The 15,601-nt window shown below is 46.4% G+C and carries 10 protein-coding genes; 5 read left to right on the top strand and 5 right to left on the bottom strand.

The annotated features are described in order from the left end of the window. Positions 1-132: 132 nt before the first annotated feature. Positions 133-894 carry a LysM peptidoglycan-binding domain-containing protein gene (locus BW952_RS05540; RefSeq protein ID WP_045851728.1) on the bottom strand — a complete coding sequence of 254 codons (762 nt, stop codon included), beginning with the start codon at positions 892-894 and terminating at the stop codon, positions 133-135. A gap of 355 nt (positions 895-1,249) precedes the next feature. Next, the gene (locus tag BW952_RS05535; protein WP_045851729.1) at positions 1,250-1,807 is read right to left on the bottom strand and encodes a 3D domain-containing protein; all 558 of its coding nucleotides are present in this window, start codon (positions 1,805-1,807) and stop codon (positions 1,250-1,252) included. A gap of 228 nt (positions 1,808-2,035) precedes the next feature. Here BW952_RS05535 and BW952_RS05530 point away from each other — a divergent pair, with 228 nt between their 5' ends. The 3 genes from BW952_RS05530 to BW952_RS05520 all read left to right on the top strand — a co-directional run bounded on the left by BW952_RS05530 (position 2,036) and on the right by BW952_RS05520 (position 5,720). Then, the gene (locus tag BW952_RS05530; protein ID WP_045851730.1) at positions 2,036-2,698 is read left to right on the top strand and encodes a hypothetical protein; all 663 of its coding nucleotides are present in this window, start codon (positions 2,036-2,038) and stop codon (positions 2,696-2,698) included. 18 nt (positions 2,699-2,716) lie between these two features. Further along, positions 2,717-3,967 carry an efflux RND transporter periplasmic adaptor subunit gene (locus BW952_RS05525; RefSeq protein WP_045851731.1) on the top strand — a complete coding sequence of 417 codons (1,251 nt, stop codon included), beginning with the start codon at positions 2,717-2,719 and terminating at the stop codon, positions 3,965-3,967. Positions 3,968-4,103: 136 nt separating this feature from the next. Next, entirely contained in the window at positions 4,104-5,720 is a 1,617-nt protein-coding gene (locus BW952_RS05520) for a M14 family metallopeptidase (RefSeq protein WP_052698501.1), read from the top strand. Between the two features lie 563 nt (positions 5,721-6,283). On the opposite strand, the gene BW952_RS05515 is transcribed toward BW952_RS05520, so the two are convergent. The 3 genes from BW952_RS05515 to serC all read right to left on the bottom strand — a co-directional run bounded on the left by BW952_RS05515 (position 6,284) and on the right by serC (position 12,187). Beyond that, the gene (locus BW952_RS05515; RefSeq protein WP_045851162.1) at positions 6,284-9,673 is read right to left on the bottom strand and encodes a S8 family peptidase; all 3,390 of its coding nucleotides are present in this window, start codon (positions 9,671-9,673) and stop codon (positions 6,284-6,286) included. A gap of 234 nt (positions 9,674-9,907) precedes the next feature. Beyond that, a complete protein-coding gene (locus tag BW952_RS05510; RefSeq protein WP_045851167.1) occupies positions 9,908-11,068 on the bottom strand; it encodes a phosphoglycerate dehydrogenase in 1,161 nt (386 codons plus the stop codon). 24 nt (positions 11,069-11,092) lie between these two features. Further along, a complete protein-coding gene (serC, locus tag BW952_RS05505) occupies positions 11,093-12,187 on the bottom strand; it encodes a 3-phosphoserine/phosphohydroxythreonine transaminase (RefSeq protein ID WP_045851161.1) in 1,095 nt (364 codons plus the stop codon). 428 nt (positions 12,188-12,615) lie between these two features. On the opposite strand from serC, the gene BW952_RS05500 reads away from it, so the two are divergent. Beyond that, positions 12,616-14,016, top strand: coding sequence for an alanine/glycine:cation symporter family protein (locus BW952_RS05500; protein ID WP_045851160.1), 1,401 nt, complete (start codon positions 12,616-12,618; stop codon positions 14,014-14,016). A gap of 253 nt (positions 14,017-14,269) precedes the next feature. Then, positions 14,270-15,583: a trypsin-like peptidase domain-containing protein gene (locus BW952_RS05495; RefSeq protein ID WP_052698466.1), complete on the top strand. Its 1,314-nt coding sequence runs from the start codon at positions 14,270-14,272 to the stop codon at positions 15,581-15,583. The last annotated feature ends 18 nt before the right edge of the window (positions 15,584-15,601 follow it).

Raw genomic sequence — 15,601 nt, 5'->3', positions numbered from 1 at the left:
ACGCTCGTATATTCAAATAAAGGCGTTCCTGGATAGTTTATCAGCGTTAGCAGCCATATATCAGCGTTCCACCCTGCTATCCTAAACAAAAAAAGGCTGCCCGCGTAGGGACAGCCTTTTTACACTTAATTATTAGTCAAGAATTGTTACGTTCACTGTACGTACGCCCCAGCTGTATGCTGCATCGTTGTTTGGTACGTGTAGATCGATTTTGTTTCCTTTGATGGCACCGCCTGTATCGCCGGCAATGGCTTCACCGTAGCCTTCAACGTATACACGTGAGCCAAGTGGAATGACATTCGGGTCAACCGCGATTACTTTTTTGTTTGGTGCATTGCGAAGGTCAATTCCTGTCGCTGTGATTCCGGAGCAGCCAGCACAATCCGCTGTGTACGCTGTTGCTGTTACAGATAACGTTTTGCCTTGTGGTGCTGAAGATTGCTGAGCTGGCTCTGCTGCTGCTTGAGTAGAAGCTTGCGCTGGAGCTGCTGCTTTTGCTGGCGCCGCTGATCCATTCGTTGAAAGCTGCTCGCCCGGGTAGATCATATTAGATGAAAGACCGTTCGCTGCTTTTAATGAATCAACTGAAATGCCGTGTGCTGTTGCAATTTTATAAAGAGTATCGCCTGCTTTAACAGTATATGTACCGTTAGAAGAAGCTGCCGCTGCTTTATTTCCTGAACCGGATGTTTGAAGTGTTTCACCTGCATAGATCATGTTAGATGAAAGACCATTCGCTGATTTTAACTGATCAACAGTAGTACCTGTTTTTTGAGAGATGCTCCATAGAGTATCTCCTGATTGAATTGTATATGAGCTCGCTGATGCAGCGGTGCCGAATGCGCCTCCGCCGATTACTGCTGTTGCTGTAAGTGCCATGATTTGCTTTTTCATAATATGAAAAACCTCCTGAATTGTTCCTGCCGGTGTGACGGTGCACACGTACGCAAGAATTTTGTAACGCTGTATTTCTCCGTGACTGTAGGGACAACAACTATATATGATAAAAGCGATAAACGCTTGAATGCGGAGGAACGTGATCCTCGCCTGGCCGGTGTGTTTCGACCTAACGAGATTCATTGTAACACGTCCTGGGGTGTAATGATTTTAAAAGGACATTACGCTTAGATGTTTAAATATGACGTGAATGTTACAAGAAAACGCTTATCTCGAATTCGTAATATTACCGACATAAAAGCCCCAGTTACATACAAAAAAGGAAGCCGGGATATCCCTGGCTTCCTGAGGTTTATTTTAAAATTTGTACCTTCACTGTGCGTACGCCCCAATTTTTCGCTTTTTGCGTTGTAGACATATGTACGTCAATTTTGTTTCCTTTAATCGCACCGCCCGTATCGCCGGCAACAGCTTCACCATATCCTTCAACATAAACCTTTGTGCCGAGCGGAATCACCTTTGGATCTACGGCAATGACTTTTGCGTTCGGGTTTTTCTTTAAGTTAATACCTGTTGCGGTAATGCCCGAGCAGCCCTTGCAATAGGCTGTGTAGGCCGTTGATTTCACAGTAATTTCTTTTGATACGGCTTTAGCCGGCTCTTTTTCTGCTGGTGCAGGAGTTGATGAAGCGGCAGCAGTTGAACCGATTGATAGCTTCTGGCCGATTTGAATTGTATTGGAAGATAAGTTGTTCCATTTCTTTATTTGATCAACAGTTGTCGTGTAGCGTTTTGATAGATTATATAGTGTATCTCCCTTTTGGACTGTATGGACAGCGGCACTTGCAGAAGCTGACGAAGCTGAGAAGATCATCAATGCGGCAAGAAGAGACATCGCTAATTTTTTCACGTATTCACTACCCCCTAGTTTTGTAACACGAGATTGATTGTATCACGCTTCTATTTCAAGACTATTACACTAGGATGTTCGTTGTATTACATTCATATTTCAACTGTTTAATAATTCTGACAAATAGAAAATAGACCGATAATCTCAAATTATTATTGGTTCATTTAACAATAGTTGTATATAATGAAGAATGATGTTTCTTTATTCTATTTGATGGGAGATTTTACAATGGCTTATCGGCTTCAGCTTTTAAAAGGGCTGTTTCGCTCTACACATGAACTCGCGCAGCTGTCACACGCCGAAAAAATCCGCGGTTTATGGCCCAAGTTTTCCTTATTGGTTTTAATCAGTGTTCTTTTGTCACTGGCTGCCGGCGCTTTAGGCATCCAGGGTGAAAGCATCTCTGCTTATATGGCCGAATCCGATATGTATACATATGAATGGCTGAAACTATTATTTACTGCAGGCTCCGGGATCGCCGGGCTGCTGCTTCCTCTATTTTTTATCTTTATCCCGGCTCTTCTTTTCTGGACGTTCCTGGAATTGGAGTTTAAAAAACTGATTGCGCTGCAATGTATGGCATTTTCTATTTATCTTATTGAATTTGCCCTTTTGATTCTTTGGAACATTTTCTTTTCGATTCCGCGTGAATCGTCACCGTTTTCTCTCGGTGTCGTCGCACAATACGCGACAGAAAATGCTCTGGCCATTCGCTTTTTTAGCTTTATTACAATCTTTCAAATTTGGATTCTCGTCATGCAATATCGCTTTTTGCGCACTTCACAGGCAAGAAAACCGCTTTTCGTTTTCTTCATGGTGTTTTTCGTTGGGCTTGCATGCTGGATCATCGCGACGTTGTTTACATCGATTCATGTCGAAAACTTGTTTTAACGAAAAGAGGTGGACATAATGAAGAAAATAAAAAAGCAGGTATGGCTTGCCGCAAGCGCTGTTGTCATTGCGGGCAACCTGTATTTGACCTTTAAAGAAGACAGCAAGGCGGCCCGGACCGAATGGCTAACCGAATGGGACCGTTCAGAAATGGGCGACGTCGTCGAATCCTTTTCTGCTGAAGGAGTGGTCGTTCCTTCTGATGAATACCCTGTTTACTTTGATTCCTCGAGAGGATCACTTGAACAGGTGCTTGTAAAAGAAGGCGATGCGATTCAGCCGGGCACAAGCCTTTTCGAATATTCATCGAGTGAAGTAGATGATGAGATTGCCCGTTTAACAGCCGAAAAGGATGAAGCACAGCAGCAAATCTCTTTAATCGACAACCAGATCAGCCAGCTCCGTGTTTTATTATCACAGGCTGAAAGTGAAGAAAGCAGCAACCTTGAAGTCCCTTCTTCTGGTGATGACGAGGACAGTACTACTGTCATTCAAAGCGGCGATGCAAGCACATCGATTGAAAAAGATATTTTACAGCAGGAAACAGAAAAGCAAAAGCTGCAGGAGCAAGTAAAAAAATTCGATACATTGATTGCCGCACAGGAATCAAAGAAAAGCGACCTGGTTGTGAAAAGCGCCAATGAAGGCTATGTAAAAGAAATTGATACAAGCTTAAACAATCCGATTTTAACGATCAGCTCCTCTGTTCCTGCTGTGCAAGGCGTTTTTGATGAAAAGCAGGTCGCACTGGCCGAGGCCGGACAGCGGGTAGAAGTGACGGTTGATACGACGCTTGAGCAGTTTGGCGGCTCACTGGGAACAGTCAGCACATACCCTGAAGAAGAGCCGACAGTAAAGCAGAAAAGCCTGTATCCGTTCTCCGCCCAGCTATCAGGCGTAGAAGCGGGCTCCCTGTACGCCGGCTTAAAAGCGAATGTGCAAGTGGTGACCGAAGAGCAGCCAGATGTCGTGACGATTCCGAACACAGCCATTCTGACTAAAAACAAAAAAACGTATGTGGTTGTGGCAACGGACCGAGGACGCCTGGAACGCCGCCAGATTGAAACCGGTCTTCATGTTGACGGTGTGTATCAGGTAGTCAGCGGTGTAGAGGATGGCGAAGTGATTGTCATCGATCCGTACAGTCTTGTTATGAAGCACGGTCCTTTTATCACCCCGATCAACGCGGATCATGTGAAAAAGAAACCGTGGAGCGAGCTGTCCGGAACAGAAAAAATGAAATATGCACTAATGGGCTTTTTATCTTAAAAAGATGCCCAAAAGGATACGTGTAAGGACAGTCGAACGATGCCGTCGTTCGACTTTTTTATTTGCTAAAATTCGATTCTTTCATTCTACAAATCTGTTAAAATGAAGACAAATCACCACAATATGGAGGAATCAAATGAAAAAGTGGCTTTCGATCTTATTTATTTCCCTGCTCCTTGCTGCATCCCTTCCGCCTCTCGCTCCTCAGGCAGCGGTGTATGTTTTAACCAAAACGGACACAGTCATTTACTCACCGCCTTCCGGTGGAAACGAAGCTGTGCTGACTCCGATTGCAGCGAACACGAATGTAAAAGTCATAGAAGAACAGGAAGCAAGAATCCGTGTAACATGGCAGGGTGTAAACGGCTTTATCGCACGAGAGAATTTGCTTATGGAGGAAAACGAGGAGCCAGCACCCCCGTCTTCTTCCTTTATCCGTCTTGAAGCTGATGCCGAGCTTTTAGAAAAGCAGCATGGCACATATGTGAAAACCGGCCGTTTGTTAACCGGTGAAGTGTTTAAAAAAACAGGTACTGAAAATGGCTATGTGTCGTTTGTGTTCGGCCAAACAACAGGCTACGTAGCAGAAGCGGCCGTTTCTACATTATCAGAAGCTTCTCTTGCCGGCGGTGTCCAGCCAGGCTACACCTATCAAAACCGGGCCATTACCCGAAAAACGACAGATCTGCTTTATTCCAAAAATGGCACCTTAACCCCGCTCGGCCGCCTGCAGTCTGGTGTAGCACTCGACACACGGGCTGCGTACCGCGATTATTACATTGTCGATATCGGCGGTCGCACAGCTTACATCCGCAAAGAGGATGTCACTCTTTATACAGGCAATTACGTTGATCCATTTAAAACGATCACGTACACGCAAATGGTTCAGGATTTAAAGGAGCTTGTTCTCTGGCATCCGGATATCGCTTCTCTTGAAGTCATCGGGAAATCCGTAGATGGACGTGATTTGTATGCGCTGAAGCTGGGCACCGGCAAAGAAGAAATATTAGTGAATGCCTCCCATCACGCGCGTGAGCACATTACAACGAACGTCGTCATGGAAATGGCAGATCAATATGCCCACCTGTTTAAAACGAATGGATCGATGAACGGCTATGGGGTCCGCTCGATTTTGCAAAAAAGCGCTATTTATTTCGTACCAATGGTAAATCCGGATGGCGTCTCTCTCGTGCAGCTCGGTGCGGGCAGTGCGAAAAACAAAGCCGCCGCCTTGAAACTGAATGGCGGCAGCTCCAACTTTGCTGCCTGGAAAGCGAATGTCCGCGGCGTGGATTTAAACCGGAATTATCCGGCGGACTGGAAGAACATTTGCTGCGATCCCGGCAAGCCGTCGTCTCAAAACTACAAAGGGCCAAAAGCGCTCAGTGAACCGGAAGCCAAAGCAATGGCTGATTTTGTTCAAAAGCGGTCCTTTAAAACGAGTGCTTCTTATCACAGCTCGGGGCAGATCATTTTCTGGCACTTTTATCAATCAGGCGCTCGAAAATCACGTGACCTGGCCATCGCTCGGAAAGTAAGCCAAAAAACCGGCTACAGCCTTGTCGCGGCCCGTTCGAATCCAAGCGGCGGCGGGTTTAACGACTGGTTTATCCAAAACGAGCAAAAGCCCGGAGTGACGATTGAGGTATCCCCTTACGTCGGCAACCGCCCTGTCCCGCTCGTCTATTTCTCAAGCATCTGGCAGCAAAACAACTCCATCGGCCTGATGCTCGCAAACGAAAAAATCCAGTAAAAAAAAAAGCTTGTCAAGGGAATACAGGTATTTCTGTATGGCATATTCCTTTTTATGAGCAAAATAAAGGCTGTCGTCTTTTCAAAAAAAGAACATTCAGTGGCTCCGGGCTGCCGGCTCCGCTTTCCTGTTGGGCGAACGCTGAACCAGCCCAAAAAGCGCGGCTGTTTCAGCCTGTCCGCTCGTCCAACGGGAGTCTTCACCGGCAGCCCTCCGCCCGCAGTGGTTCTAAAAGAACAGCGAGTATAACAGAAAGCTGTTCTTGAAAACATGTGACATCAAGAAAGAAGCCCGCTTTTCCTGCATGGTGAAAAATAGAGGGTTCTCATCTCTATCTTTCCACTCAGAACGATTTCCATTTTTGGTTTTACAATCTGCTTTTCCTCCCCACCAGGGCGGCTGGCGCAGGACGAAGACTCGGGAGGGATCAGCTCACCGCCCGCCCCTCCTGTGTTGGCGCAAGCACAGGAACTTTGAAAAGAAGAAATTATAACCTGCTTTTCATTGACACATTCTCTTTTCAACAGCGTGAAAAAACGAGGCTCCGAAAAGCCTCGTTTTTTTTATTTTTTCACGATTAATTCATACGGCGCGGTGGAAGCCATGCCGTTTGCTTCGCTTAGTTCAATGTAAAACGTCCCTTTTGGCAGGTTCAAGGTGGCAAGTTCTTCGTCATTTTGGCCGTAGCGGTCAAATGATGCAACAAGCGCTCCTTTTGAATTGTAAACCTCTAAAACACCATCCATTTTTTTGCCCGCATTAAAGGTCAAGGACACAGTACCTGGTTTCGCCATTTTCAAAGCGAAATGGTCAACATCTCCGAATGACACACCCGCGTTAAAATAGCCTCGTGCTCCGTATTGGCCGTTGACGGTTTTCAACGGAAGCGGCTTGGTCGGCACGTGATTTGCCACTTTGGCGTCCCCATCCGCAAACTGATTGTACGTTGCCCCTACTTTAATCTCGTACGGCTGCAGGTTAGGACCGAATGACATAAATGGCGCTACTTCAATAAAGTAGCCGGTGTCTTCCTTGGCGGCAAAGGATGTATGCACCTCAGATTCCAGCACCATGGAAAGAAAATCAGGGCCGAATGGTGTATAGCGGTTCATTTCGTCTTCATCCAGCACTTTGTCGCCATTCGTATCCTCGATGAGCGCTCCGCTGAAAATATGACCTGGACGCAGATCAAATGGAATGCTGGCTTTTTGAGCAGCTGTCAGCGCACCCTGTGTAATATCAAGTGTATACACGCCTGGTTTTCCTTCATTCTTAAAGTAATAATAATCCATATCGCCTGCTTGAATAAAATAGTTTTGAACGGCTTTGCCGGCTCTTAATTCCAGTCCTTCTTCAGGGACATTCTGATCTGTATCCTTTTCAGCCGGCACATCGGCCACACGCTTCGATGTCAGCGTATAAGGATCAGCTACAGGCGTTTCTGCACTGTTTATAACAGCCAGTACGTACGTTTTACCTTTTTTCAGCGCGACATTCATACCGCTTGACTCACCAAGACCGCCCAGCAGTGCACTCAGCATATCCATTTCTCCGTCATTACCGCCGATCGGAATCAGCTCGCCTGACTCCTCATCCAGCTCCATCAGCGTTGTGTAGGCAAACTGCCCGCCTGGCTGGTCCACGTTAAATGAGTAAATGCCATCAGACGATGGAACAAATCTGTAGTAGTCTTCATCATAGCCTGATTGGAAGTAGCCCTGCTTGCTGCTGCCTATTGTATAGGAAATGGCTTTTTCAAGAATCGGCTTGCTCCACGGCTCTTCTTCTGTTCCGTCAATCAGCTCGTCTTCTTTTTCCTCCCCGTATTCATTCAAGGTCAGATCGCCATTCATATAGTCTTCTTCAAGCGTTCCTTCTTCCGGCAGGCCATCTTCATCCGCTGGAATGGTTCGTTCCTCCGCTTTAAACGTATATGGAAGCGCCGACTCACCCATTTCCATTTCACTCATCGACATAACCGTCAGGCCGAATAAATCTAAAATCGAATCCAGGAAGATTTCATCGCCGAATGCGCCATTTGTGACTTCAACGCGGTATTCGGTTTCCGGCATAGCCTGGAAGGAAACCGTCTCACCCTTGTTCACCGGCTGGCTGTTTCCACTGACAATCTGGTATTCCTCGTCTCCTTCTCCCACATAGACGTTGATCGCTGAATTCACGCCCGGCAAGGCCGAAACAGAAAGTGAAACGAGCTTTTCTTCTTCAACAGATAATGTGAAGAAATCCGAGTCTGGAAGCCCTTCTTCTCCGCTGTAAAGCGTAAAGTCATTTTTCTCATATGGAAGCGACGTAATCGAAACCGGTGTCTCAACCGATGCTTCATCCGGCATAATAGGTGAACGCTTTTCTGCTTGAAGGGTAAAGGATGATTTGCCCGCTGCATTGTAATTGCCGTTTGCATCCTTTACACCGACGACGAGTGTACCCGCTTCAGAAGCGGTATACAGATGGCCTTCCTGTCCGCTCGCTTTTGCCTGGTCCACGTCACGAATGTATTGAGGGTCCCCGTCTTCCGGTACAAAGTAAAGTTCCATCGCATAATCGTAGTCTTTGCTGCCATCTAAAATCAGCTGAACGTGCTCTCCTGCTTCCACATTCGCTTTAAACCAGTGAAGAGTTTCCGGTGATGTAAAGGAACCTTTGAACGATTGCTTGCCTGACTGAATGGACTTTGCTGTTTTTAAAATTTCTTCACCCGAAACGTCAGGCCGCTTCGGAAGCTTTTTTACATCAAACTTCAGCGCATTCAGCGGGTTAATCAAGCCATTTCCGTAAGTTAAGTCATAGCCTTTTTCACCAAGATCTGTGGCGGTTTGCTCTAAAATATATTCAATTTCAAACGCTGTTAAGTCCGGATACTTTGACTTTAACAGCCCTGCGGCGGCGGCGGCCATTGGCGAGGCCATCGAGGTCCCCGTCAGCCGCTCAAATTTCGATCCGGATTCTGCTCCGTAAGAAGTGCTGTAAATATTCTCGCCCGGCGCCACAACATCAACTGATGACCCGAAGTTCGAGCTGTCTGAGAGCTTCTTCGCCCCGTTCACATTCCCTACACTGATCACTCCGGGATAAGCAGCCGGATAAGAATACTGATTCGTCGATTCATTGCCTGCCGCCGCTACAACAACGACACCCGAGTCAATCGCGTACTGAACGGCTTCTTCTACAACCGGGGAAGGCATAAAGCCGCCGAGGCTCAGGTTAATCACATCCGCTCCCTGGTCAACCGAGTAGGTAATGCCTTCTGCAATCGTAAAGTCATTTGCTCCGAGGGACCCGTTAAACACATCCACCGGCAGGATTTTGGCATCAGGAAAAACGCCGTATCCGCCAAGGCCATTTCCTTTTGCCGAGGCGATAATGCCGGATACATGCGTTCCATGAAGATCGCGTACCGGATTACGTGCAGGATTGGCAACATTGTACGGCTTCAGCAAATTGGCCTTTAAATCCGGGTGCTTATAATCAACGCCCGCATCCACAACCGCAATCGTAACATCGTTTTTCCCTGCGTAGGCAAGCGCCTTGCCCATATTCAGCATAGCCAGGTGGTCCATCTTGGATGCTTTCGGATCTGCTGTGGCCGCAAACGCTTTATACTGAACACTCGGTGTGATGGCGACCACTTCCGAGCGCTTTTTATAGACGTTGATCACATCGCTCAGCTTTTTAGATGCCGGCACTTGAACGACGTCATACTTCAAGCCTGGCAGCCGCTTGACGATCGAGACACCTGCTTGCTTATGTACACTTTGTGGAAGAGCCTTTGAATATTTAATGACGAGTGTTTTTGAATCCGTTACCTGCTTGTCCGCCTGTGCTGCCTTGTATTGCTGTTCCTTGCTAGAAGCCGGCACTTCCGCAAAAGCGGCGGACGGCATGACGAGTGACGCGCTTACCGCAGCAGCCATTAGCGATTTCCATTTGTTCACGATAAATCCCCCATTCCCTTTTTTCTCTTAATCATACATGAAAAAGAAGCAAATGGTTTCAAATATTTTCAATTTTTACAAATTATTTTTTAGGGTGATATAAGCTGATTATTTGCTGAAAAATAATGGGATAACAGGTAAGGGTATACATAAAAAAATACCTGCACTCTCTTGACTAAATCGTTTTTAACACAAAAAAACGCCGGACAATGAAGTCCAGCGTTTTTTGTTTGATTAAATGATCCGGGCTAAAATGACGCCTGGAATGTTTGTTAGTTTTTCCGTTAAGCTCGGGATAACTTCGCCGTTTACTTGATTGTCAATATCAATCAATGTATAAGCGTAATCCCCTTTACTCCGGTTTACCATGTCCGCGATGTTCAACTCGTAATCAGACAGGGCACCAGTGATCTGGCCAACCATGTTCGGCACGTTTTTATGCGCAACCGTTACACGGCGCTTGCCTGTAAATGGAATTTCAATGTTGCCGAAATTAACCGAATTTTTGATGTTTCCTGTTTCCAAATACTCTTTCATCTGGCGGGCCGCCATAATGGCACAGTTTTCTTCTGATTCCGTTGTAGACGCGCCTAAATGTGGAATCGGAATGACGTTTTTCATGCCGATGACATTTTCGTTCGGGAAGTCAGTGACGTATTTGCCGACTTTGCCGCTTTCAAGCGCTGCACGCATGTCTTCTTCGTTCACAAGCTCGCCGCGCGAGAAGTTCAAGATGACCGAACCGCTTTTCATGACCGAAAACGCTTCTTTATTAAACATGCCGCGTGTGCCGTCTGTAAGCGGAACGTGCACCGTAATGTAGTCACTCGCCGCAAACAGCTGCTCAATCGTTAGAGCGCGCTGTACGTTGCGCGACAGGTTCCACGCTGTGTCGACTGAGATGAACGGATCAAATCCGATGACATCCATGTCCAGATCAAGCGCATTATTCGCTACAAGCGCGCCGATATGGCCCAGACCGATAACACCCAGTGTTTTCCCTTTTACTTCACGGCCGACGAATTGTTTTTTCCCCGCTTCTACAAGCTTCGGAATGGCATCGCCCTGTCCTTTTAGCTCATTCGTCCAGTTGACGCCGTCAAATAGATTACGAGAAACCGCCATGATCGTCGTTAAAATCAATTCTTTTACTGCATTGGCATTTGCACCTGGTGTGTTAAACACAACAATTCCGCGCTCTGTGCACGCCTGAACCGGGATGTTGTTCACGCCTGCGCCCGCACGTGCGATGGCTTTTACATTATGGTCGAACGCTGTATCATGAAGGTTCGCACTGCGCAAAATAATGCCGTCCGGTGTGTTTGTATCGTCATTCACCTGGAAATTATCTGCGTTATTAAAAACATTTAAGCCGATATCGGCAATATTATTCATTGATTTAATCGTATACACGTCTGGTTACTTCCCTTCCGCTGAATGAGTCTGTTCGAATTTTTCCATAAATGCGACAAGCGCTTTGACGCCATCAACCGGCATCGCATTGTAAACACTCGCCCGCATGCCGCCGACTGAACGATGCCCTTTTAACGTTTCAAGTCCCTGCTGCTTCGCTTCTTTCACGAATAACGCGTCCAATTCGTCGCTCGGTGAAACGAATGGAATGTTCATTAATGAACGGTCTGCTGCGTTAATCGGTGAGCTGAACATAGAGGACTGATCTAAATAGTTATACAAAATAGCTGCTTTTTCACGGTTCTGGCTTTCCATCGCTTTTAAGCCGCCAAGCTCCTCCAGCCATTCAAACACAAGCTTCGCCATGTAAATGCCGAATGTCGGCGGTGTGTTATAAAGGGAACCGCTGTCTGCATGCGTTTTGTAATCCAGCATCGTTGGCACAGACTCTCCTGCTTTGCCAATTAAGTCTTCACGGATAATGACAAGCGTTAATCCGGCAGGTCCGATGTTTTTTTGAGCGCCGGCGTAAATAATGCCGAATTTAGATACATCGATTTCTTCCGACAAAATATTGGAAGACATATCCGCAACGAGCGGCACATTCCCCGTATCTGGAATGCTGTTGAAGACCGTTCCTTCAATTGTATTATTTGTCGTAATATGAACGAAGTCCGCTTCCGGATCGATCATGTCTGCTGTTACTTCCGGGATGTAGCTGAAATTTTTATCTTCTGAAGACGCAATAACGCGCACTTCCCCGTATTTCTTTGCTTCCTTGATCGCTTTTTTAGACCATGAGCCGGTGTTAACGAAGTCGGCTTTTTTACTGCCGGCAAACAAGTTCATCGGCACCATCGCAAATTGCTGGGAAGCACCGCCTTGAATGAATAACACTTTGTAGTTGTCCGGAATGTTCATCAGCTTGCGCAAAACGGTTTCCGCTGTTTCAATGATTTCTGTAAACCATTTCGAACGATGGCTCAGCTCCATCACCGACATGCCAGAACCCGCGTAATCGGTAAGTTCGGCCTGTGCTTTTTCAAGTACCTCGAGAGGCAACATGGAAGGACCTGCTGAGAAATTATACACTCGTGTCATCATACTACTCCTTCATTCGTGTTATTTTCGGTAATCTGAAAATTTGTGCTTTATCAATACCCGAATTATAAAATAACATGACGGGTTAATCAAGGGCACCTGTTTTGACTTTTCGACATAATCTCTCATTGATATCGCTTACAAGGCTTGATAAACCGCTTTAGCTTAATAACGAACATTTTGTTAAATTTTATTACATTCATTCGTTTTTCTGAAAAAGAATCAATTTTGCCAATAGTAGAACTTTAATTGATTCTGTGACGGCGCTTTCGTTGATTGGTATACTGACATTGTCAATTTCACCAAAAACCCCTGCGTTCATTTTCCTATTTACACAATTGTCACGCTGAATCCACATGATAGAATGAAGGAAACAGCAAGTGAAAACGGTTACAATAACAACTTAGATTCGGGGAGGAACTCGTTTTATGCTGGAAATTTTACAAAAGATTAATAGTGTTCTATGGGGAACACCAAGCTTAATTTTACTTGTCGGAACAGGACTTTTTCTCACATTCCTGCTGCGCGGTCTTCAATTTCACCGTTTGCTTTATGCATTTAAGCTCGCCTTCACGAAAGAGTCGGCAGAGGATTCCAGGGCAGAAGGCGACGTCAGCAATTTCAAAGCGTTAATGACGGCACTTGCGGCGACGATCGGAAACGGGAACATCGCCGGGGTGGCAACGGCAGTTACGCTTGGCGGACCGGGTGCTATTTTCTGGATGTGGGTCGTTGGGCTGCTTGGCATGGCTACAAAGTATGCAGAAGCTCTTCTTGCAATGAAATACCGGGTGAAAAATAAAAACGGCGAATATTCCGGTGGACCGATGTATTACATTGAACTCGGACTCGGCCGCAAATTTAAATGGCTGGCGGTCGCATTTGCGTTCTTTGGCGCCTTTGCGGCTCTCGGTATCGGCAACAGCGTTCAGTCAAATACGATTGCTGACGTTATGGATAACTTTATGGGCATTGACGGCTGGATCACCGGCTTAATTCTCATTGTCCTGACTGCTCTTATTATTTTTGGCGGACTGCAGCGGATCAGTACCGTCGCTGGATTTTTTGTTCCGATTATGGCGTTCCTGTACATTGGCGGCTCACTGATGATCATTGCCCTGAACTATGATCAGATTATTCCTTCGTTCCAGTTGATTTTTCATTATGCCTTTAATCCCATTGCGGCAGCGGGCGGATTTATGGGGGTTGTTGTAGCAGAAGCAATTCGGAACGGCGTCTCACGCGGTATTTTCTCAAATGAAGCGGGCCTTGGCACAGCGGCACTCATCGCCGGCAATGCCCGCGCTGATCATCCAGTCAAGCAGGCACTTGTTGCAATGACTGGGACCTTTATTGTGACGATCATCGTTTGTACGATGACCGGGCTTGTTTTGTTAATGACGGGCTTCTGGGACCCGACAGGCGGTTCATTGTCCGGTGTTGCCCATAATGCGGCACTTGAGGGCGGCGCACTGACGACAGCTGCATTTGGTTCGGTACTCGGTACACTGGGTGAATGGATTGTCTCCCTGTCCGTTATTTTCTTCGGGTTTTCAACGATTGTCGGCTGGTATGTGTATGGCGAGAAATGCTTTGAATACCTGGCGGGAACTCAGTATATCAACGCGTACCGGATTATTTACATTGCAGCCACAGGCATCGGCGCTGTCGCAAGCCTGACAACGGTGTGGGCGTTTGCTGATATGGCCAATGCACTCATGATGATCCCGAACTTGATCGCACTCGTTTTGCTATACAAAGTGATCAAAAGCGAAACAGACGACTTTTTCCAGGGACAGTTTAAAAAAGAATCAAAGAAAGTCAGTTAAATCAGCTGATAATGGCGCAATGATCTCGGCTAAGGCGCAATTCATCAATAATTGCGCCACCATTCTGGGAAATGCGCCTTAATCCTGGGAAATGCGCCATATGACAGTTTATTGCGCCGTATCTTCCATTTACTTAAAGCTTGCAGCTGCCTTCGATCTTCGAGGCAGCTTTTTTTTATGAAAAGAAACCATTCTTCTACACTCGTTCATTGGGATATAATGAAAGATATATAGATCAATCGGAGGTGAAGAAATGTTTTGCTCAAAGTGCGGCACCGAGATGGGCAGCCGTTCCCGATTTTGCCCGGGCTGCGACAGAAAGCGCGGCAAATCGTTTTCATTTATTCAACTTATTGGCTTTTTATGTATCACCTTCGCTCTTGGGTTTGGCGGCATTATTTATTATTTACTGAACAACGAAGACGCTCCTCAAAAAGCAGTCCAGCCTGTTCAGCAGGAAACGTCATCAGTTGTTGAAAAAGCAGTGGCACCGCCGGCGGATATCACGTCAGAGGAGCAGGCATCACTGACGGATGTGATTGCTGAAACCCAGCAAAATGTGTTCACGGTCTTTACGGATTATGGACAGGGGTCCGGCTTTTTAATGAATGATCGTGGGGATGTTGTAACGAACGCCCACGTCGTTGAAGGCACTGTTTATTTAATTGTTAAAGATATAAACGGAAAAGAACACGAAGGAACCGTCATCGGCTATTCCAATGAAACCGATGTGGCTTTAATCCGTGTGCCTGATTTGGCCGGCCGTTCCCCGCTTCCGGTCGAAACAAAGGCAAAAGCACAGGTGGGTGAAGAAGTGATTGCACTGGGCAGTCCGCTTGCACTTGAAAACACAGCTACGTTTGGCTATATCACAGGAGTAGACCGCAGCTTTATCATTGATCCGCATTCATACGACAACATTTATCAAACATCAGCGGCTATTGCGCCCGGAAGCAGCGGCGGTCCGCTCATTTCTAAATCAACCGGACGTGTGATAGCGATTAATTCCGCAAAATCGCTCGAAGAAGAGGCGATCGGCTTTAGCATTCCCTTTAAAGATGTTGCTGGAATGCTTGAAGCCTGGAGTACAGATCCACTTTCTGAAGAAGATGTGACAGCCCTTTTTTACACGGAGGAAGGAGAGCTGTTTTTTGAAGAGTACTGGAACGAGGATGCTTATTTTGACGGCGGTGAGTACAGTGAGGAGGAAACATATGATTACTATACAATCCCTGAAGATTGGTGGTATGAGGATGTCCCTGTTGAAGAACCGGTGGAGGAAGACGTTATCCTAGAAGAGTACGTGGAGGAAGTGCCCGAAGAAGACATTCCTTATTTAGAGCCTCCGCCTAAAGAGGAAATCATTGAAGACCTTCCGGATGACGAGGCTCCTATTGCTGAAGAAGAAACGTTCATTGAAGAGCCGCTTTGGGAGGAAGAAACCGTGCCTGTCCTTGAAGATATCAATGGAGATGGCTTGATTGATGTACTCGATGTAACAGAGGATGTTAACATGGACGGCATCATTGACCAGTGGGATTTTGAAGAACTGGTCATGATGCAGTAGCCCTCGAGCAGGACCTTT

It is taken from the genome of Domibacillus enclensis, assembly GCF_900156125.1.
Lineage (GTDB): Bacteria > Bacillota > Bacilli > Bacillales > Domibacillaceae > Domibacillus > Domibacillus enclensis.
Note: the sequence above shows the minus strand (reverse complement) of the source record. Positions and strands in the feature narration are given on the sequence as shown.